The organism is Mucilaginibacter sp. Mucisp86 (genome assembly GCF_047324315.1).
GTDB lineage: Bacteria > Bacteroidota > Bacteroidia > Sphingobacteriales > Sphingobacteriaceae > Mucilaginibacter.
The window spans coordinates 1,331,168-1,352,367 of sequence record NZ_CP168503.1 but is presented as its reverse complement, the minus strand read 5'-3'; the positions used below and the strand labels follow the sequence as shown (position 1 = coordinate 1,352,367).

14 protein-coding genes and 1 tRNA gene are annotated in these 21,200 nt (G+C 40.8%); 11 read left to right on the top strand and 4 right to left on the bottom strand.

Annotated elements, in window-relative coordinates; translation table 11 throughout:
* Window positions 1-12: 12 nt before the first annotated feature.
* From ACEN9X_RS05485 to ACEN9X_RS05435, 11 genes are all read left to right on the top strand, one after another.
* Complete coding sequence (locus ACEN9X_RS05485; RefSeq protein WP_413669448.1) at window positions 13-1,119, top strand: acyltransferase family protein; 1,107 nt, start codon at window positions 13-15, stop codon at window positions 1,117-1,119.
* A gap of 884 nt (window positions 1,120-2,003) precedes the next feature.
* A complete protein-coding gene (locus tag ACEN9X_RS05480) occupies window positions 2,004-3,401 on the top strand; it encodes a toll/interleukin-1 receptor domain-containing protein (protein ID WP_413669447.1) in 1,398 nt (465 codons plus the stop codon).
* Window positions 3,391-7,365, top strand: a complete 3,975-nt coding sequence (locus ACEN9X_RS05475) for a hypothetical protein (RefSeq protein WP_413669446.1) — start codon at window positions 3,391-3,393, stop codon at window positions 7,363-7,365. The genes ACEN9X_RS05480 and ACEN9X_RS05475 overlap by 11 nt, the downstream gene beginning before the upstream one ends.
* A gap of 26 nt (window positions 7,366-7,391) precedes the next feature.
* Window positions 7,392-8,084 (top strand): hypothetical protein, encoded by a 693-nt coding sequence (locus ACEN9X_RS05470; protein WP_413669445.1) that lies wholly within the window; start codon window positions 7,392-7,394, stop codon window positions 8,082-8,084.
* 191 nt (window positions 8,085-8,275) lie between these two features.
* Window positions 8,276-8,349 (top strand) — tRNA-Asn (locus tag ACEN9X_RS05465).
* Between the two features lie 244 nt (window positions 8,350-8,593).
* Window positions 8,594-8,977, top strand: coding sequence for a BlaI/MecI/CopY family transcriptional regulator (locus ACEN9X_RS05460; RefSeq protein WP_413669444.1), 384 nt, complete (start codon window positions 8,594-8,596; stop codon window positions 8,975-8,977).
* Between the two features lie 23 nt (window positions 8,978-9,000).
* A complete protein-coding gene (locus tag ACEN9X_RS05455; protein ID WP_413669443.1) occupies window positions 9,001-10,932 on the top strand; it encodes a M56 family metallopeptidase in 1,932 nt (643 codons plus the stop codon).
* Between the two features lie 110 nt (window positions 10,933-11,042).
* Window positions 11,043-13,484, top strand: coding sequence for a TonB-dependent receptor domain-containing protein (locus ACEN9X_RS05450; RefSeq protein ID WP_413669442.1), 2,442 nt, complete (start codon window positions 11,043-11,045; stop codon window positions 13,482-13,484).
* Between the two features lie 149 nt (window positions 13,485-13,633).
* A complete protein-coding gene (locus tag ACEN9X_RS05445) occupies window positions 13,634-14,029 on the top strand; it encodes a hypothetical protein (RefSeq protein WP_413669441.1) in 396 nt (131 codons plus the stop codon).
* A gap of 77 nt (window positions 14,030-14,106) precedes the next feature.
* Complete coding sequence (locus tag ACEN9X_RS05440; protein WP_413669440.1) at window positions 14,107-16,287, top strand: TonB-dependent receptor; 2,181 nt, start codon at window positions 14,107-14,109, stop codon at window positions 16,285-16,287.
* A gap of 221 nt (window positions 16,288-16,508) precedes the next feature.
* Window positions 16,509-16,904: a DoxX family protein gene (locus tag ACEN9X_RS05435; protein WP_413669439.1), complete on the top strand. Its 396-nt coding sequence runs from the start codon at window positions 16,509-16,511 to the stop codon at window positions 16,902-16,904.
* 118 nt (window positions 16,905-17,022) lie between these two features.
* On the opposite strand, the gene ACEN9X_RS05430 is transcribed toward ACEN9X_RS05435, so the two are convergent.
* The 4 genes from ACEN9X_RS05430 to ACEN9X_RS05415 form a co-directional block, all read right to left on the bottom strand.
* Window positions 17,023-17,439 (bottom strand): acyl-CoA thioesterase, encoded by a 417-nt coding sequence (locus tag ACEN9X_RS05430; RefSeq protein WP_413669438.1) that lies wholly within the window; start codon window positions 17,437-17,439, stop codon window positions 17,023-17,025.
* A gap of 468 nt (window positions 17,440-17,907) precedes the next feature.
* Window positions 17,908-19,002: a hypothetical protein gene (locus ACEN9X_RS05425; protein ID WP_413669437.1), complete on the bottom strand. Its 1,095-nt coding sequence runs from the start codon at window positions 19,000-19,002 to the stop codon at window positions 17,908-17,910.
* A 245-nt stretch (window positions 19,003-19,247) separates the two neighbouring features.
* Entirely contained in the window at window positions 19,248-19,718 is a 471-nt protein-coding gene (locus ACEN9X_RS05420) for an organic hydroperoxide resistance protein (protein ID WP_413669436.1), read from the bottom strand.
* Window positions 19,719-19,871: 153 nt separating this feature from the next.
* Window positions 19,872-20,927 (bottom strand): alpha/beta fold hydrolase, encoded by a 1,056-nt coding sequence (locus ACEN9X_RS05415; RefSeq protein ID WP_413669435.1) that lies wholly within the window; start codon window positions 20,925-20,927, stop codon window positions 19,872-19,874.
* Between the last annotated feature and the right edge of the window lie 273 nt (window positions 20,928-21,200).

Genomic DNA, 21,200 nt, shown 5'->3' with positions numbered 1-21,200 from the left:
TTATCCTGTAAAATGAATAATAACAACTTAAGTACTAAACCACATTACCCGATATTGGATGGTTTACGCGGAGTTGCAGCCATTATCGTAGTTACCTTTCACCTAACCGAACCGCTGGGGACTGGTCACCTGGATATCATCGTTAATCACGGCTACCTGGCTGTCGATTTCTTTTTCCTGTTATCAGGTTTTGTTATAGGCTACGCTTATGACGATCGCTGGGATAAAATGACAGTTGGCAGTTTTTTTAAGCGCAGGATAGAGCGCCTTCAACCCATGGTGGTTTTGGGGATGACCCTGGGCGCTATCGGATTCTATTTTACCGACTCTACTATATGGCCGCTTATCCATACTGTACCTGTGTGGAAAATGCTGCTGGTAATGCTGATTGGTTATACCATCCTGCCGGTGCCTTTATCGCTTGATATACGTGGCTGGGAAGAGATGCACCCTATGAATAGTGTAGGTTGGTCGTTATTTTTTGAGTACATCGCCAATATTCTTTATGCGGTTTGGATCAGAAAGTTTTCAAAAACAACATTGACAGTATTAGTTTGCATTGCAGCTGTAACACTGGCGCATATGGCTATAACTAATGGAGATGTTAGCGGTGGTTGGACTTTAAATGCAGAACAGGTACGCGTAGGGTTAACCCGTACAATATACCCTTTCTTTGCCGGCCTGTTGCTTTCACGCGTGGTAAAACCTACCCGCATTAAAAATGCATTTTTGTGGTGTAGTTTGTTAGTGGCTATCGTACTATACATGCCGCGCATCGGCGGCGCCAATCATCTTTGGATGAACGGGATTTATGAATCAGTTTGCATTATTATTGTTTTCCCGCTTATCGTTTACTTTGGCGCCAGCGGCGTGATACAAACTCAAAAAGAAAACAGGATATGCAAATTCCTGGGTGATATATCCTATCCGCTTTACCTGGTTCATTATCCGCTGGTTTATTTTTATGTGGCATGGATCAGCAATCATAAAGGTGTAACTATTGTACAGGCCTGGCCTTATGCCTTAGCTATTTTGATAGGGGCAGTTATCCTGGCGTATATCACTTTGAAATGGTATGATGAGCCGGTTCGTAAATGGCTGCGGAAAAAGCTTGACTAAAAAGCGGACTGGGGGCGGGCTTAGTATACCTGATAAACGAGGCTGTATCATAAATCACCATGATCAGCCTCTTTTCTTTTCAGCTACTTAAACGATATATGGTTTTGGTTGGATTAACTCTACTAAAAAAGGGGGTTAACAGGGTTAACACAATTTAGGGTTAATATTTACTTATATATTTTATAATCAGTTAATTGATTGTGTTTTTGTTGAAAAACATGTAACCCCCATTTTGGATAAATATTATCGGCTAAATTTCAATTCATAGGTAACAAAACACCAGGGGGCAATTTGATTTATGATACAGCCTCATTTCAGTAATTATTGTTACCTGTTAACTCTTCCATATAATTAAGAAGTTCATTCGTGTTGCCGGCTTAATGTTATAGGTTGTCCAGGGTGAACTTTTGGTGCTATATCAAGGCATTGGTATAGCATCGAACAGACTTATAGTAAACGATTGATCTTCAGTGTGTATGTCAGTTAGGATATCCGTTGGTTTAAATTTTTAACGAAAGAATAAATATTATCTGCCTGGAAAATATATATCGTCTTTTTTCTTGTTATTTCCTGTTGGTTAATTAGTTATATTAAAGATTATCAATGTTTTATGTAGTATTTTTTCGATATTTATTTTATAAATCCCTTGTTATTAAATATGGCGTTTTGTAGCTTTATAACCTAAGCGTTATCAATTGGAAAGTCTTATCACAAATTTTCCGAGACGATTATTCTGATAAAAGCGTGACCCGGTCCGGGCTTTTATGGACTTGGATTTAATGCATCATCAGAGTTTGCCAAAAAGTTGAATCAGACCTTATAGATATTTTCAGAATTAATACGGTTTTATATCGTAAAATTTATTCACCTATAACCTTAATATCATGGCACAAATGAAAAATGCTGTTAAAATATTCATTTCTTATGCGTCTCAGGATAAAAATTATTTGCTGGACATAAAGAAATGGTTAAGGTACGCCCAACATGAAAATATCACCATTTGGGACGATGGTGAACTTGGCTTGGCTAAAAGCTGGGATCAAACTATAAAGGCTCGCCTTAATGAAGCAGACATCGTATTGTTCCTAATCAGTATTGACTTTCTTTCATCAAGATATATTCAGGAAATAGAATTGAAGCAGGCTCTTGACCGACACCGGGCTGGCAAATGTTATTTAGTACCTGTTTTTGTAAGGCATTGTATCCTCGACGAACTTGATGAGGTAATGGTATTCCAGGGCTTTCCAAAAGGCACCTTTTTTAGTGATCTTACGCACGAGCTTGACAGGTACTATACCGAATTTCAACGCAAAATAACTGCACTGATAGGCGAGGTACGAATAAATAATTTTGGCATTGTTGGGGAAGATCATGAAGTATCGGGGCAAGGGCTTGAGCAAAAGGAGCAGGCAATTACGATAAGGGAGCAGGAGAATTATCAAAAGAAGATACTGCTGGCGCCGGTAAAATCACATATTGCGCTTATGTTGGCCGATGCATTGGCTAGCCAAATAGAACGGGAAAAAAAATATCAGAGTTGGGAATTCACGCTTATTCAGCCCTTTGATGAAGCCAAATTTGAAGAGGAGATGGCCAACTCCCTTTATACTGTACACATTTTTACATCACAAAATGAAATAAATGATGGCGCGGAGCGGGGCATGTTCGATTTTGCATTTAAAAACACTCAAAATTCGGAGTTTAAATCTTCATTGATCTGGCTCAGTTCGCCGGATCTGGAAGATAAGCTACCTGCAGAAATGAAGGCATGTACCATTATCAAAGGCTTACCAAGCGATTTGACGGACAATATTAAAGTGAACGAAATTAAGCGCCAGGAAATAATTGATAACAAAAAGAAAATATTCCTGCCGAAATTAAGTGTTTTTATGATGTATGATTTTGAAAAAGATCATGGGTCGCCAATCAGAATAAAACTAAAGCGGGAACTGGAAGGAAGAGGTGAGATACTTAGCGACTTTGCTCCGCCTAACTATACTAACGATGTTATTGAAAATTATCTAAACATATCTGAAGGTGTAATTATATTTTATGGTAATTCAACCATTAACTGGTACTGCCATTGGCAAGATCAGATTCAGAAAATGTTTAGTCGATGTTCAAGGGCAGTTTATATAGATAATCCGGATAAGATAGATAAGTTGGAACGGGACGTAAACAATAAGGCTTTTTTAGTAATGCAGGAGGAAGGCCTGATAAGGCAATATGTAGATCAGTTTATCACTAACCTTAAAAACTCATCAAACTGTCATGGCATCTGAAATAAAAGTTTCATCTCAAACCTCATCGGTTGACGCCGACAACGACCTTTATCAAAATGAGCCTCCATTTGAAGTTGATGAGTTTTACTGGAGAGTGCAGTATGAAGGATCAAAACTTATACAGTTATCTCCTGAGGCAATTGCTGAATGCCCTTTTCCGGGTATGCGTCCATTTAAAACCACCGAGCACGAACTGTTTTATGGAAGAGATAACCAGGTGAAAGAGTTGCTAAAAAGGCTGGATACCAATAATTTTTTGGCCGTTTTAGGAAGTTCAGGCTCCGGTAAATCATCGCTGGTTCGTGCCGGCCTCATCCCGGCTTTATTTGGCGGGCGAATTAGCAATACAGGCAGCGATTGGAAAATTGTTATATGCAGACCCGGACGGGATCCTATAAAAAACCTATCTGTTGCATTTGCAAACATTGATTTTCCCGAGTATCCTGAAGGTGAAAATTTAAATGAGCGCTACAAGCGGGAAATACTTGAAAAGTCTGATAAGCTGGAAGTACTGCTTCAGAAATCTACTTTCGGTATTTTGGAGGTATTTGACCAATTACTTCATGAAAAGCAAAAATTGCTGATCATCATCGATCAGTTTGAGGAATTATTCAGATTTGACAGAAAGGAATTAAAGAGCAAAAACATCAGTAAGCGCGACATAGAGCAGCATTTTGTCAAATTACTGAGGCAAGCTTCATCCGGCTTAAATCCCAATATATACCTGGTAACCACCATGCGGTCGGAGTTTTTAGGTGAGTGCGTGAAATTTAGAGGCTTACCCGAAGACATAAATAAGAGCCAATATCTTGTTCCGCAGTTGGAACGCGACCAGGTTAGGAAGGTAATAAACGGTCCTATAACAAGAAGCGGCTGGGAGATTGATCAGTCATTAACAGAAATGCTGGTTAATGAAATAGAGAATGGCAGCGCAAAGGATAACCAGGACCAATTACCCATATTGCAGCATGCCCTTATGCGCACTTTTAAATATGCTGTTGCCAATCATCCTGAAAATAAAAGGATAACTAATTACGACTATGAGAAAATTGGTGGCATTAAGGAAGCAATAGAATGGCATGCAGAAGAAGTATTTACGGAAATTGGCAAGGACGCCCCTAAAAATAAAGATGGGTTATCCGAAAAGCAGGAGATCGCAAAAATAATATTTCAGGCATTAACTGATGCCTCGTCTGAAGAAAAGGGAGGTAGGCGGCCAACCGAACTTGTTAATATTTATAACATTGCTAAGGTAATAACAAGCGATACCAGCCAAATTAACGATGTGATTAATGAATTTAGGGCAGTGGGAACATCGTTTATTATGCCGCCACCAGATACGGATCTGCACAGGTTCATAATGTTGGATATTGTTCACGAAAGTTTAATGCGCAACTGGTTGCGGTTAAAAGACTGGGCAAAACAAGAAGCCGAAAATGCCGACCGTTATAATCGCCTGGATGAACGACGTAAGAATAGTGAAGATTTATCGCGTTTTCTGTTGAACGGTCTTATAAGATGGAGAGATGAGGAAAAGCACAATGCATATTGGGCATTGCGATATCAGAAAATTGATGAAGAGGATAAGCAAAAGTCGGATACAGAAATAAGGCAGTTAAAACTGGAGCTTTACAAGAAGAATATAGACTATTTAACGGCAGAAGAGGACAAAGCTGAACAATCAGTTAAAAAAGAGGCGGCAGAAAGGCGCCGTACTTTTACCCGGCGAATAATTTCAGTAGCCGGAGGTATTATTGGGTTGATTTTGTTGATAGCTATCATACAGGTGCGGGACCAAAAACGGGCTGCGGAGGATGCATCAGCTTCTTTTAGAATAACGTTTTCGAAGTTTTATAACGGCCTATCGTTGGATTTGCAGAAGAAGGCAATAAAACTGCTGAAGCCCTATTATCTGTACGACCTAAATGAAAAGGAAAGGGCAGATACAGCGCGAATAATTAAATCATTAAATATAGCTGTGAGTGCCCTGGCCGACTCAGGCAACATAACTACAAATCTGGCCCTCGCACGGTCTGTTATGGCTTTAAAAATAGATTCAAATGAGGTAGTTAAGAATATATCCCAAAATATTTTAAAAAATTACCGATTCTATCAACAGCAGTTTTCAATTGGCAGATATTCATATTCATACCCTGGAAGCATTTATCTTTTAGATTCATTAACGATGGTTTTATCCGATGCCCGAACGAGTTATCGCTATAGGTTTGCAGGCAAAAAATTAGAAGCCGTTGACACCATTCAATATTTAGATTACAACGCATTGGCTGCTGATGTGCGCCGAGCTTATACTACTGATTTTGAACCTTTAGCTATAAAAGATAATTATTATGACAAGGAACAGCAGATGTTTTATTTTTTTTCGTCGCAAAAAATTTATAAGCGAGGCCTGGTTCCGGCAAAAACTAAAAGTGTGGACGCGCCATTTAAAGGTCGATTTTCTTTAGCTTGCTTTTTACCAGGTGAGAGGCAGATCATATTTGCAAGATCGGGCAGTGCCAAAAATGCAACGGAAAGTTCAAAAAAAATGCTGTATGATACAGCAAGATATAGTTTGTATAAATGTACGGTTGATGGTTTAAATATCATGCCGATAGAAGCCAGCATGCCGCTGGGACAAATAACGGTTATGAAATCGGATTTATACCGTAACCGTGTAATATTGGGGTGGAAGGATGGTTCTTTAGGCCTACTAAAGTTTGCCAAGGACAGGAAGCCGGAACTGCTTATTCAAGCAAAGGGCAATGGCCCGGATAACGGTATTTTAGATGTTGATATATCTAAGCGTGGACTAGCAGCTGTGCTAACAAGAGGATATAAAATTAAATTTTTTAATACGGTGGATAGTAACCAAACACCACCAAACCCAATTTCTTTACCTTCAACATTTGGAGGAGATATACCATCGAAAATTATAATATCTCCCGATGGGCATTTCGTTTTTTTATATGGTTCATGGGGCGGCATATTATATGATTTGAGTGACAGGAAAAACGCCATCAGATACGCCTTCAGCGGTAGCTATCTCAAAGGGCGCAAACTTAGTGTCGACGGTTTTTATTCTGCAGTTTTCATTAACAATAGTATTATCACAATTTCAACTTTAGGCTTGAAAGTTTGGCAGTTAAGCCCTGGTTACGAAAACGCTACGCAGGCATTTAATTCTTCCAGTAAACCCTATTTGTCTTTGTATGACGGACTGACAACAGGACTTATTACATTAGATGATGTAAAGAAATCCGAGGACGTGGATGACATCGAGCGAACTGTATGGAGTTATTTTAGATTATTAAGCGATACAACACGATCTAACGCTTCTAAAAGAAGTCGGTTGGATACAATTACCCGGCTTAATGAACAAATGAAAAATTTAAGTAGCATTGGTTTCAGAAATTACGTAGAGAATAATAGCATTATAACGTTAAGAGTTAATGCTATTGATTATAAGGCGGGGGGCAGAGATTATAAAAAATTTATACAAAGATTACAAAAATGCCAACACCTGCTGAATATAGATACCTCTGCAATAAATAATGGCAATAGAGCTTTAATTTCAAGTGAGATTGTTTGGTATCAAATACTTAGCAAGGATTTTGAAAGCGCATTGCAAACAGCGCTCAAATCTTCTAACGAGAAAAGAATAAAAACAATTTTTTCAAATCTCAATTCGGAACTAATTTCCCAAAAAAGCCTCGCTGTTGCTTTGATAGTTTTAAAACGTTATAACGATGCGGAGGCAATTATTAATAAATATGCGAAAAGCTTATCAGAGCTCTATTTTCCTAATGATACCCACTATGGCAACTCGCAATTTTTTGATAGTTTTAATGATGCCTTGCAAAAAGACATAGAAAGCCTTGAAAAAGAGGGGATAATTCAGAGTGATGATCCCGAAATAAGTAAGATTAAAAAGAAGCTCACTATTGCTAAAACAACGGTTTACTAATGCCATATCATTAAAGCAAAGCAAAAATGGAAGAAAAGTCTCTTGAAATTTTATACGAACATTATAAGGATACGTTCGATCAGATTAAGGAAGCACTACAAAAAAGGTTTGCATATACCCTAACTTGTCTTATTATAATAGCTGTATTCTCCTTGCAATTAACCAGTCCGGATAATGCAAAACAAATAGCTGCAGTGGTTATTAAAAACAAAATAGGCGACATTCATATCAACTTTAATTTTATTAGTAATATTATCACGTTTGCGTTGTTATGGGCCTCAATGCTTTATTTTCAGGTTAATACAACAGTTGAGCGGTTATATAAATATATTCATCAATTGGAAGATCAATTGTGTCAAAAGTTAACCAGTCCGGTAATAACACGGGAAGGGAAGTTTTATTTCAATGACATGCCATGGCTAACAACACTTATATACTGGATATACGTACTGATTTTTCCATTAATTATTATCGGCGCAGCAATACTTAAGTGGATTAACGATTTCAAAAGTTTAAAAAGTGATGTTTTTTATTTCGAAATAGACACACTTTTTATCCTGTTAATTTGTATTATCTCTTTCTTATATCTTTATTACCGCTTGAGCGGAAAAATTAAGAGATTATGTAAAAAGGTATTTAACAGAGAGGATCCAAAACTCTCCCCAGTAGCTGTTGATGAAGCCTCTGAGTTAATTGCTAAATTCACTAATGATCAATAAATGTTCTCGCTGTTAGCTTAATTGTTTTTGGCATAGGAAGATTTAACTATAGGGAGAGAAGTAAACCTGCATGTTTTCAGCGGCTTGTAGCTCAATTGTTAGCACAGGTAATATGATGTCAATAACAAGTTGAATAAAATTGTGAAATATCAATGAAAATTATACTTTTGCAATCCCCAACCGGATTAGATTCCTGAGTAGCTCAGCCGGTTAGAGCATCTGACTGTTAATCAGAGGGTCGCTGGTTCGAGCCCAGCCTCAGGAGCGAAAAAGCTTCACATGTTTGTGGGGCTTTTTTTATGCCCGTAACTTTCAGAGTGATAAAAAAGTGTGTCGAAACTAAAATAGATTTGAAATTTCATTAATCGAATACTAAAAGCTCGACATTAAAACTTCCTCGTTATCATTAACTTTCAGCTAATGGCCCTGTTATTTTAAACCTACGAAAAATTTCCTAACTAATATTTGTTTCGTACGAAAACTTTTCTACCTTTGTTTGGGAGATAGATATGAATACACCAAACAAACCGATAGAACCCACTAAATCTGAGCTCGAAATACTGCAGGTATTATGGGAAAAAGGCCCTTTAACTGTACGTTTGGTAAATGATGAGTTGTTGAAGCAAAAGGGTGTAAACTACACCACAACGTTAAAGCTCATGCAAATCATGGCCGATAAAGGTATCCTGAAACGCGATGAAAGCCAGATGAAGCACATATACAGTGTAGTAGAGGAGGAGCAGCAAACCAAGGCGCATCTGCTGGATAAGTTTGTGGATACCATGTATAAAGGCTCGGCCGGTAAACTGGTGATGCAGCTATTAGGGAACAAAAAAACCTCGCAGGAGGAATTGCAGGAGATCAAAGACCTGCTTAAAAAACTGGAAGAATAACTAATTCAGTAAACCAAATCGTTATGGATGTTACCATTGTAAAAGCAATGCCCGATTACCTGGTTAAAGCACTTTGCAGTACGCTGATCCAATCGCTGTGGCAGGGCGTATTACTTGCTGCATTGGCGGGTATCATTATAGTTTGCACCCGGCGTTCGAGCCCGGCAAACAGGTATAATTTATTAATAGCGGGGCTGGCAATTTTTGCCTGCACAGTTGCATTCACTTTTGTATACGAATTAAACCAGGAAAAGGCGCTTAAGGCAACGTCAGTAGCCGGTCGGCAGATCACCATCAATGCAAATGTTATTGCGCAGCCTCAATCCGGTTCAAAACCAAGCGATTATAAAGCTATCTCAGGTTTTTTAAATGAGCATTCTAATGGCATTGTTTTTATCTGGTTTTTGGTGGTGATGGTGCGCACCTTGCAGTTAATGACCGGTTTACAGGGCCTTTACTATCTGCGTCGCCGTCAAATCCTGGCTGTAAGCAAGGATTGGGAAAGCCGGGTAAAACAATTGGCTTTGCAATTAGGTATTAAACGCCTGGTTAACATTGCCGAATCGGGAATAGCCAAAGTGCCCATGGTTATAGGTCATCTAAAACCGCTGATCCTGATCCCGGCAGGGCTAATCACAGCCATGCCCCCGGCAGAGATCGAAGCCATCCTGGTGCACGAGTTAGCACACATCCGCCGCCGCGACTATATCATGAACCTGTTGGTAAGTATGATGGAGGTGGTGTTATTTTTTAATCCCGCTGTACTATGGATAGTCTCGCTTATCCGTGCCGAACGTGAAAACTGCTGCGACGATATTGTGATTAAGCATACCGCTAATAAAGTCACTTATATTAAAGCACTGGTGGCTTGTCAGGAATACCAATTGGCCGCGCCTGCTTATGCGATGGCGCTTAGTGGCAGCAAAAATCAACTGATGGGTCGGGTAAAGCGGATCCTTTCTAATAATAATCAATCGTTGAACGTAATGGAACGGTCAATGCTGGCTGTTGCCCTGGTTTCGACAGTCCTGCTCACAACGGCTTTTTCAAACAGGGAAAACATAGATCAGTTAGTTCACAAGATGGTGCATGCCGGTAAAGCGGCGCTGGCGCCTCGCAAGCAAACAAAATCGCCGGTTAATCCTGTTAGGCGCAAACGCGTTGAAAAAAATGTACATGCGGTTTCGTCGGCGGCAAAGGATACTTCCTATAAAACACAGTATGATACCTCGCCGTTCAGGATCTACCGGCCTGATGAGGTTAGCGACCATACTTCCCTAACCTTATCTAATGGCGGTGTACAAACCCGCTTGCTCAAGATGGATGGTGTATTATACCAGGTGAATTCATTATATGAAAGAATTACCTCCATGCAGGTTAATGGCAAAACTATACGGCCTGATGAATATGCACCTTTTTTGCTTATTGTTGATAAGGAAATGCAACGCAAGCCGGTAGTTGCACCTGTTGCCTATGTTGCAAAGGCAGCAAAGGGGGCCCGGCAGGCTGATCCGATAACCCCAATAAATGCCAATTGGGCGGCCGGCAATACGACCGGGCAGCCAGCTTTAAGGAAGCTTAATGGAAACCTTGGCAGCCTTAAACCAACATTGAGTGCTTATGATGCAAGCAGTAAGGCTTATAATACCACAGCCGCAAATTATAGTGCTGTTAATCCTTATCCGGCCAATTACAAAGCTTATCATGATGATTCTAACCGGGCTAAGCTAACCGATGATCTCATTACCGAAGGTATTATTCATAGCCGCGATGAACTAACCTCATTTAAATTAAGCGATACAGAGTTTATTGTTAACGGCAAAAGGATACCCGACGACATTTATCAGAAATTTAAGAAAGCATACGTAAAGCAACCCGAAAAAGGTAAGCAGGGAAGCTGGGCCTGGATGTTCAACTATTCTGAACAAACGGCAGCCGGCGATCAGCCGCAATAACCTACAAATACAATATCGACAGTAATTGATTTATGCGCTAAAGCATGAGCAGGATAACTATTGCCATAAATGAACATATGATCAGCATTTAAAACTTAACCATACACCTTATGATGAAAATAAAAATTGCGGCTTTTTTAGTCGCCTGGATAACTATTGCCTCAACTTTTGCATCGGCCCAAAACATCGCCGTTAACCTTAGCGGTAAAGTGATGGGTGCGGATAATAAACCTTTGGACGGCGCAACGGCCTATCTGCTCAATGGCCGGGATTCTGCCCTGGTTAAAACTGCCATTGCCGATGCTTCAGGGGCTTATAGCTTCAAAGTGAAACCGGGCAGTTATAAACTATCGGTTACCATGATGGGATATAAACGATATCAATCAGGCATATTGCAATTGGAGCAGGATAAAGTTTTGGAGCCTGTTATTTTGCAGATGGCAGGCACGGCGCTTAAAGAAGTAAGCGTAAGTGCGCAAAGGCCTTTTGTACAGCAAAAGATAGACAGGACGATCATCAGCCCCGAAGCCCTGATCAGCAACAGCGGCAGCACCGCGCTTGAAGTATTGGAGAAAGCGCCGGGCGTTATCGTTGATCAAAATGCTGCCATAAGTTTACAAGGAAAGGGAGTGACTATATTTATAGATGATAAGCCTACGTACCTTTCAGGCCCGGATTTGGAAAATTACCTTAAATCACTAACTTCTGCTGCCATCGACCAGATTGAGCTCATGCCAAATCCGCCCGCAAAATATGATGCTTCCGGTAATGGCGGAGTGATCAATATCCGCACCAGGAAAAATAAGGTTAAAGGTTTCAACGGCAGCCTTAACCTTAATTATACCCAGGGGCGCTACGCCAAAACCAATAACAGCCTCAATTTTAATTACCGTAACAACCGGGTAAACATATTTGGTAACCTGAGTTTCAATAATGGCAACGGTTTCAGCGATTTGGATATCAACCGCCACTTTGAAAATGCACAAGGTAATATTACCTCTAACTTTATTCAAAACTCCTATATCAGGCGCAAGAGCTACAATTATTTTGCAAAAATTGGTGCCGATTATTATATCTCCGATAAAAGCACTATCGGTATTAACCTTACCGGTATTTACAATCCATACAATACCAAAAGCCCGGTAACCAGTCAGTTTTCAAATGCGGCTAATCAGCCCGACTCAACCATTATCGCCCATAATCAGCAACACGGCACTTTTAAAAATGGAGGCGCCAACCTGAACTATCGCCACCAGTTTGATAAAAACGGGCATGAATTTTCTGCAGATCTTGATTATCTCGACTATTACACCAATAATAACCAATTATTTAACAACAGCAGCTTCCTGCCCGATGGCACGCTGATTGGCAACGAGGTACTGACAGGGATGCTTCCAGCGCATATTCACATCTATTCGGCTAAGACAGACTACGATCATCCGCTGAAAAATGGTGTGAAACTCTCGGCCGGCTTAAAATCAAGCTATACCCATACAGACAATATTGCCGATTACTTTTATTCTGCTGGAGGGACCATGACTCCGGATTATAGCAAAACCAATCATTTTATCTACAAAGAAAACATCAATGCCGCTTATATCAATGCAACTAAGGATTATAGGCAACTGTCGGTACAGGCTGGTATCCGTATGGAAAATACCATATCAAACGGGCATCAACTGGGCAACGCTCAAAAGCTGGATTCGGCCTTTAAGCGCAATTATACCAACCTGTTCCCCACTATTTATCTGCAATACAAGCTGGATACCGCTAACCGGAACCAATTGAGCCTGAACTATGGCCGCCGTATTGACCGTCCTTATTATCAGGATCTTAACCCGTTTCTTTCACCGCTTGATAAGTTCACCTACTATACCGGCAACCCTTTCTTAAGGCCTACATTTACAGATAACTTTGAGCTGGCACACACTTATAAAAACAGGTTCACTACAACGTTGAGCTACAGCCGATCGAGAGATGATGTAGAAGAAACCATTGAAATTGTTGACGGTATTTACTACAGCCGCCCCGGTAATATTGGCACCTATACTATCAAAACGCTTTCGTTCGATGGTACATTTGATCCTGCCAAATGGCTTAACTTTCATATTAACGGAAGGGTATCCCAAATCCATTCGGTAAGTAATTTTTATACCGGTTTGCTGGATAGTAAGGGCACATATTTCTTCATCAGGCCTATCTTTACCTTTAAACTGCCTAACGACTGGACAATTCAGTTGGATGGCGGTTACCAGAGCAAGGTTACCAGCGCACAATTTGTAATGGGCAGCAGGGGCAAAGTGAACGCGGCTGTTTCTAAAAAACTTTCGGCAAAAACTACGCTTAAACTGGTGGTAAATGATATTTTTTATACGTTTAAAAACACTGGCGTAATCAATAACTTAAATCAAACCCAGGCTAACTGGCGAAACCTGGGTGACACCCGTACCGGCGTGATATCGCTTAGTTACCGTTTTGGGAAAACCATATCCGGCCAGCGACAGCACGATGCCAGTGGTGCCGAAAGTGAGCAGAACAGGGTAAAGAATTAATTTTTTATAACCCAAAAGGGACTGAATCTAACCCTTCTGTTATTCCATCAGTTGGTTCGAATTATGTGCAGCCCCGGGGGCATTATATTGTGTTTATTGCAAGTTTTTCTATCAGCCGAAATAAATATTAGGTTTGTTATCTTTGCCCCATGAGGGTTTCAATCACCGGGATTTTGCTGGCCTGCTATTTTTTAGCAGGAAGCATCATTTTTCCCTTGAGTGATTTTTCGCTCATGCAGGATCTGCCTGCAATGTACCGGTCATACTGTGAGGTAAAGGCAGGTGAGCCGGATATATGTGATTTTGTAGGTGATTATTTACTTCACGGCAAAGAGCTTTTCGGAAACAATGCAAATGACGCAAAGCCCAGGAATGAAAATGCTTTGCAGTTTCAGCATCAGGCCACATTGTCAATTTTTTTCCTTCAGCATACCATCTTGTTTCTTAGCGATACCGGACAACAGCTGGCTGATGAGCCAATTTATCGTCCCCGCTATCATAGTTCAGAATACCGCGATCAGTATTTCAGGCCACCGATAGCCTGATCGGTTTTTCTGTTTTTTTATCCATCAATTTTTTATGCAAGCCATAGCTATGCCATGGCTAACTTATTTATATATTCATGAAAAGAGTTTTCATGCTATTTCTTTGTATGCTATTGTCGCATTGGGTAATGGCACAAAATACCTTTGTGGCAAAGGTGATCAACAATCAAACAAAAAGTGCATTAATAGGCGCTACCGTAACCATTCCTGATTTGAAGATCAGTGTAAGCACCGATAACGCCGGCTTAATAACCATAACCAATATCCCCAATGGTAAATACGAGATTGAGGTAAGCTATGTAGGCTTTACTAAAAGCGAAAAAGTTTACAGCTTTCCTGCACAGCACTCCGAAAAGCTTTTAATTATAGGGTTAGAGCCGTCGGGAGGTGAGCTGGCGGAGGTTACTGTTCAAACTACCCGCACCAACCAAAATTTGCGCGACATCCCCACCCGGATTGAAGCGCTGCCCTTAGAGGAGCTGGATGAAAAGAGTACCATGAGGCCTGGTGATATTAAGATGTTGCTGGGCGAAGCAACAGGGATCCATGTTCAACAAACTTCGGCGGTAAGCGGCAATGCCAGTTTTCGTATCCAGGGCCTGGATAGCCGGTATACACAGTTATTACAGGATGGAATGCCGCTTTACTCAGGTTTTTCCGGTAATCTGAGCTTATTACAGATCAGCCCGCTCAATTTAAGGCAGGTTGAATTCATCAAAGGCTCAGCTTCCACGCTTTATGGCGGCGGCGCCATAGCCGGTTTAGTTAACCTGATTAGCAAAGTGCCGGAAAAAGATCCGGAATTAACTTTTATGCTTAACGGTACAAGTGCAAAAGGTGCTGATGCAAGCGGCTATTACAGCCGGAAATGGCAGCATATAGGTACAACTATCTTTGGTTCTTATAACTATAACGGTGCGTATGACCCATCAGGTACCGGATTGAGTGCCATACCCTTAACCAAACGTTTCAGCATTAACCCTAAAGTGTTTTTGTACCTGGATGACCGTAATTCGGGCTGGTTGGGGGTTAACCTAACCGCTGAAAACAGGTTCGGCGGCGATATGCAGGTGATCGACGGCAAACCGAATGGTATTCATCAGTATTTTGAGCGTAATAAAACAACGCGTTTCTCAACCTATTTATCCTTTACTCATAAAATAAACGGGGAAAGCCGCATTAATTTTAAGAACGCCCTTGGCTATTTCGACCGGACGTTAAGTGAGCCCGGGTTCGACTTTAAAGGGAAGCAATTATCTTCATTTAGCGAATTAAATTACGTACGCAATGGCGAAAAAGCCTCATGGGTAGCCGGTGTAAATTTAGTTACGGATCATTTTACAGCGCAACCATCACAAAGCAGCTTCAATTATGATTTAACAACTTTAGGGGCGTTTGTGCAAAATACCTTTAAGGCCAATAGCTGGTTTTCGCTTGAGAGCGGCTTGAGGCTGGATGACAATACCCCCGCACCTGCAAAGCCATCGTCGGGTTTATTTATTTTGCCAAGAGTAAACGCTTTATTTAAGGTCAATGACCGGTTGAGCAGTCGTTTAGGTGGTGGCTTAGGCTACAAGATGCCATCGTTGTTTAATGATGAAAGCGAACAGGAGGGCTATAGGCATATTCAGCCCTTGAATATTGGTGCTACCCGGGCTGAGCAGTCATATGGTTTAAACGGTGATCTTAATTACCGTAGTGCGCTGGGCGATGAAGCATTTATTAATGTTAATCAATTGTTCTTTTTTACCCGTGTAAATAGGCCGCTCATTTTGCAAAACAACAGTTTTATTAATGGCCCGGGCTATTTAAACTCAAAGGGAGCCGAAACCAATATCAAACTGGTGATGGACGAACTGGTGTTTTACCTGGGGTATACCTATACGGATACTAAAACTCATTTTAACGGCTTAAGCATACCGCAAACATTAACACCCAAAAATCAACTAAGTTTTGATGCCACTTATGAGATAGAAGGTGTTTGCCGTTTTGGTGCCGAGAGTTTTTATACCGCGCCGCAATTATTGTCGGATGGTACCACTGGTAAGGGCTATACCACCTTTGGCTTACTGGTACAGAAGATGTGGAAGCACTTCGACATTTTCGTAAATGCAGAAAACCTGACCGATCAGCGCCAAACCAGGTGGGCCGGTATCTATACCGGAAGTTTAACCAACCCCAACTTCAAAGACATTTATGCCCCATTGGATGGTGCCGTTGTTAATGCCGGGATCAGAGTCAAGTTGCTGAACAAATAGGTTTGTTTTTTTTAATATCATAGAGAAGGCATTCATTCAGCCCCCGCTTTTTTAAGCGGGTTTTTTACGTTTGTAAGCCAAAGTGAATCAATGATATAACGTATTCAGGTTTAAGATTGTCTGGATGGAAGGTCCATTTGTCTGGTTCGCTCTGAAAGCACTTAGGTTTTTGCTGTTTTTGCTACAATTTTGAGTCATCAAACAAAATAAAAACTACGATCATGACAACAAAAACAGTAAAAACAATCTATTGGATAGGAGCAGCATTAACTTCATTATGGTTTGCCGCAAGCGGATTTGGAGAACTCACCAAAAACCAGTTTGTATGGGATATCACCCTAAAATTAGGTTACCCTCCACACTTTATTTATATCCTTGGTGTTGCTAAGCTTTCAGGTGTTGCGGTGCTTTTAACCCCCAACAAATTCCTTAGGTTAAAAGAGTGGGTATTTGCCGGTATTTTCTTCGATATCATATTTGCCTTTTTATCTAAAATAGCCGTACTCAATTTTCTTGCTACCATAGATGCTATCGTTGCATTTATTATGGTAACGGTTACTTACGTAATGTTCCGTAAACTTTATCCTGCAGCATACGCAAAGCCAGCTGCGTTGTAAAAAGTAACAAACTGGCGTTGCAAAGCAAAACCGGTTTTACAAAGCACATGAATCTATAAAATATTAAAGAGGCCATCCGATAAGGATAGCCTCTTTTTGTATAAAACGGTGCAGGAGTTTAGTCTTCAAGAACAGGTGCATCTTTTATCTTTTCCAATACTGATGCAGGTAAATAGGGTCTGCCCCCGGTTGCCGGTACGCAGGTGCCTGTAAACAGGGCTTTAGTCATCACCTTATTATTGCATATGATAGATTGTTTAAAATGCAGTTTTGGTAAACCACCTTTATCGGTATAAAGGGTGCAGGTAACCTTAAATTCGTCCCCCTTTTTTAATGACCTCAAAAAGCTGATGCTATAGTTTGATAGTACCATGTAAATACCGTTTTTAGCTTCGATTTCAAAATCAAAGCCCAGTATTTCCCTGATATAATCGTGCCTGCAATATTCCATATAAAATGGATAATATAAACCATCCATAATTTCCTGCACGTCTATATGTTCATCTTTTGCAATATAGGTTTTTGTGTATTCCATAGTAATTTGTTCTTCTTTGTTAGATAGCAAAGCTATTGAACCTTTTCGTTTTAGGAAATCCCTAAAATGAGAGATGTGAACTTTATTTGGTAAACGGTGAACAATTTGAAGATAGTTCAAAATTGTAATTATGTTCTTATCCCATCAGGAGCTCTCGCACATTTAAGTTAACCCACAAAAATGTTTTGTAGTTTAATCAGCAAGGCGTTTTGTTTTACCCAGGGGTATTTCAAACCTTTTATAACTCTGGTGCGCCTATCCCTGGGCAATTAATACCTGTTTATTAAATTATAAAAATCCCCAGAGGGGGAAAAGGTTTGTAGAAACAAACGTCACACCCGTTCCCGAACCCCAGAGGGGTTCAACTCACGCACATTACCCAATTTGACCATTGATTTTGTGGGTCAACTTAAATCTATGAGAGACCTTGAGTGGACGAAAAAATAGTATATTCATTTCATTGAAGCCTCAATGGTCTATTTTCGATGTCGTGCAAAAATCTTCATTCCAGGCGATGGTTGATCCGTCTGCAGACTTTGTTGTGCCTCTATCTATAGTGTAATGCTTAACAAACCCGGTTCCTATACTGCTGCCGTGGTTACAATCCAGCAGGAATTTAAAACCAAGATCTTTGAAAGTAAAGGAATGCCATTTAAGATTACTTATGGAATCGGTATAATAGGTATTTATCTCGTTTATCTTTTTATCCTGTTTATTATAATGCATCACCTGGTAGGCTGGGTTATTTCCGTTCCGTGTATCGAGGCCCGGGGCTATCACAACAGGGGAGAGCAGCTTTCCGTTATTGATCATTAATTTAACGTCAGCCATATGGGTATGCCCTGCCAGTTGAAATTTGATAAGCGAAGCATACTTTTTTATAATGCGTGTGTACGCCAACTGAATGCTATCCTGCCATGAGGGCGATTTTGAATAACGATCGATGCCCGGAGGGACGTGATAAACGAGCCAAACCGATTGATTGCGTTTAAGTGTACTTAATTTGTATTCCAGCCATTTTAATTCAGCTTGCGCTGCCGGTGCCAGGTTTTTATTTTCACTCATAAAAAGCACCGTGTTTAATACAATAATTGACAGGTCATTCTTTTCGTAAGCGTAATACCCTCCTTTATAAAATGTCTTTTTTATTTTCCCATTCTGATCGATTGGTTTGAGCAGGGATTTATAGAAAACGTCATAAGTCTCAGCGTTGGGTATATTATGTGCCATGCAATCATTATTTCCTAATGCAGGTAGCATGATCGCGCGTTTATCTATGTTCTGGACATGTTTAATAATATAGGCAAACGTTGTTTTCATTACCTGCTTGCTATGACCTTTATGTTTAAGCAGATCACCGGGCATAATGATAAATGGGTATTTCCCCGGTTTAATATTGTTGATGGCCGACAAAAAGAGCGAGGAATCTGTGTCTGTATGATAAAAGGTACTCCATGTTGTGTCCAGGTGTACATGTACATCTGATAGTACCAATATCGAATCTTTTTGCGCATAACTAAATGCAGGAAAGGCGGCGAGTAGCAGGAACAAAAGTTTTTTCATAGTTCGATAGCGTTAAGGAAGGTTGTATAACTAATTGATGTTATAAAGCTATTTATTTATTCCTGAAAGATGTATGTGTTAGATAAAAATAAGCGTTGTTAAATGTAGTTAAATGGGGATTTACTCATGATTAATTAAATCTGCACGACACCACAATGGGACGCAAACAAAACCGGCTGCAACATAACCCGAATTTGAAGGGTATATTGTAGCCGGTTTATTGATATTTTTTGTTGCACCTGCTCTTAAACAGAAACACTAATATGAACATTAATATTGCCACGTGTGGCTTTTGAATATGGGCAGGTTTGATGTGCTGCTGCTACAACAGTTTGAGCTTGTTCGTTTGTAAGGCCGGGAAGATATACATGAAGGCGTGCCTGAAGGCTAAAGGCCAGGTTACTGCCCTCGCCGGTTGTTGCCAGGTCAACCTCGGCTTCAACAGCGGTATCATTTGGAATGGCAATTTGCAATCCTGCGGCGTTACGTCTCATTGCTCCGATAAAACAAGCCGACCATCCGGCTGCAAATAGTTGCTCGGGATTAGTCCCGCTGCCCGGCCCGCCCGGGGTCGACAGGTTTACATCCAAACGCCCGTCGGTACTTTTGGATGCACCTTCACGGCCACCGGTTGTTTTTACTTTACCTGTGTATAGTACTTTGTCTATATTGATCTGCGCGTTATTGGTAACGTCAATTACTGTTATTGTTTCCATTATATTTAGTGTTTCAATTTTGAGAATGTTGTATAAAAGCCTATTAATTGATTTTATAATTTATGATCAATCATCAGCTTTAAGCTTTGTACGTTTTGTTTTTGTCTACTCAGGGTCTCGCGCAGAGGGCCCTGATGCTCTGCGTCATCAGGGTTATTTTGCAAAGCTTTCGGCCTCGATAATCGCATCGGCAAAGGCTTTGGGTGCTTCCTGCGGCAAATTGTGGCCTATACCTCCGGTAATGGTATGGTGTGCATATTTACCTTTAAAACGGGCTGCATAATCGGCTGGCATAGGGTGAGGGGCTCCGTTGGCATCGCCTTCGAGGGTTACGGTGGGCACAATGATAGGAGGAGCAGTTGCCAGCTTTTTTTCCATTTCGTCATATTTTGCCTCACCTTCGGCAAGTCCCAGGCGCCAGCGATAATTGTGGATCACGATGTCAACATGGTCTGGATTGTCAAATGATGGCACTGTTTGTGCAAAGGTTGCATCATCAAATTTCCAGTTGGGTGATGCTGTTTCCCAGATAAGCCTGTTAAAATCGCGCCTGTTGGCTTCATACCCCATGCGGCCGCGCTCGGTACTAAAATAAAACTGGTACCACCATGATAACTCAGCTTTTGGAGGCAGCGGTTTTTTATTAGCTTCCTGACTGCCTATCAGGTAACCACTTACCGAAACCATTGCTTTGCAGCGTTCGGGCCATAAGGCGGCCACAATGTTAGCGGTACGTGCGCCCCAGTCAAACCCGCCGATAATTGCTTTGTCTATTTTCAGGGCGTCCATCAGTGCGATTATATCGGTTGCTATTGCTGACTGCTGCCCGTTCCTGAAAGTTTGTGCCGAAAGGAATTGTGTTGTGCCGTGCCCGCGTAAATGAGGTACTATTACCCTGTACCCGGCTTTGGCAAGTATAGCTGATACTTCAGTATAGCTATGTATATCATATGGCCATCCATGAAGCAGAATAACAGGCTGTCCGGTTGCCGGGCCACTTTCTGCATACCCAATATCAAGCAGGCTTGTTTTTACCTGTTTAATGGTATCGAAGGTTGCGGTAGACAAATGGTTATTTTGTTGGTTTGATGAATCAGTATGCCTGGTTTCGGCTTTAAGCAAACCGAGACCGCCTAATTCTGCTGCTGCAACTGTTAGTGCGGTAATACCAAGAAAGCGGCGGCGGCTGAAGGTTGTTTCGTTGTTCATGTTTTTCAAGATTAGTTTGTTTAATAAATTCACCTTTAGATGCATTCCTCATCGTTGGGCATAACAAAAGTACGCCGCCATCCAGATTATGAAAGGGGGTGATGTATGAACCGGACAAATGGTGACTTCAGTTAGACATACCCCCAGTTGGATTTGCCGTTATTTTAAATTACCCGGAGATAGCCGGACAGTTTGGAATAATATTAAGTCCTTTTTTGAGTAGCTCATCTCAAATTCTACTATTTAATTATTTGCAGGTAACAATTAACAATG

Excerpts from the sequence above, each read along its gene's own strand:
- ACEN9X_RS05455 (WP_413669443.1), top strand. The coding sequence starts at position 9,001 with ATGGATGTTACCATTGTAAAAGCAATGCCCGATTACCTGGTTAAAGCA.
- ACEN9X_RS05480 (WP_413669447.1), top strand. The coding sequence starts at position 2,004 with ATGGCACAAATGAAAAATGCTGTTAAAATATTCATTTCTTATGCGTCT.
- ACEN9X_RS05440 (WP_413669440.1), top strand. The coding sequence starts at position 14,107 with ATGAAAAGAGTTTTCATGCTATTTCTTTGTATGCTATTGTCGCATTGG.
- ACEN9X_RS05445 (WP_413669441.1), top strand. The coding sequence starts at position 13,634 with ATGAGGGTTTCAATCACCGGGATTTTGCTGGCCTGCTATTTTTTAGCA.
- ACEN9X_RS05450 (WP_413669442.1), top strand. The coding sequence starts at position 11,043 with ATGATGAAAATAAAAATTGCGGCTTTTTTAGTCGCCTGGATAACTATT.
- ACEN9X_RS05430 (WP_413669438.1), bottom strand. The coding sequence starts at position 17,439 with ATGGAATACACAAAAACCTATATTGCAAAAGATGAACATATAGACGTG.
- ACEN9X_RS05460 (WP_413669444.1), top strand. The coding sequence starts at position 8,594 with ATGAATACACCAAACAAACCGATAGAACCCACTAAATCTGAGCTCGAA.
- ACEN9X_RS05470 (WP_413669445.1), top strand. The coding sequence starts at position 7,392 with ATGGAAGAAAAGTCTCTTGAAATTTTATACGAACATTATAAGGATACG.
- ACEN9X_RS05475 (WP_413669446.1), top strand. The coding sequence starts at position 3,391 with ATGGCATCTGAAATAAAAGTTTCATCTCAAACCTCATCGGTTGACGCC.
- ACEN9X_RS05425 (WP_413669437.1), bottom strand. The coding sequence starts at position 19,002 with ATGAAAAAACTTTTGTTCCTGCTACTCGCCGCCTTTCCTGCATTTAGT.
- ACEN9X_RS05415 (WP_413669435.1), bottom strand. The coding sequence starts at position 20,927 with ATGAACAACGAAACAACCTTCAGCCGCCGCCGCTTTCTTGGTATTACC.
- ACEN9X_RS05485 (WP_413669448.1), top strand. The coding sequence starts at position 13 with ATGAATAATAACAACTTAAGTACTAAACCACATTACCCGATATTGGAT.
- ACEN9X_RS05420 (WP_413669436.1), bottom strand. The coding sequence starts at position 19,718 with ATGGAAACAATAACAGTAATTGACGTTACCAATAACGCGCAGATCAAT.
- ACEN9X_RS05435 (WP_413669439.1), top strand. The coding sequence starts at position 16,509 with ATGACAACAAAAACAGTAAAAACAATCTATTGGATAGGAGCAGCATTA.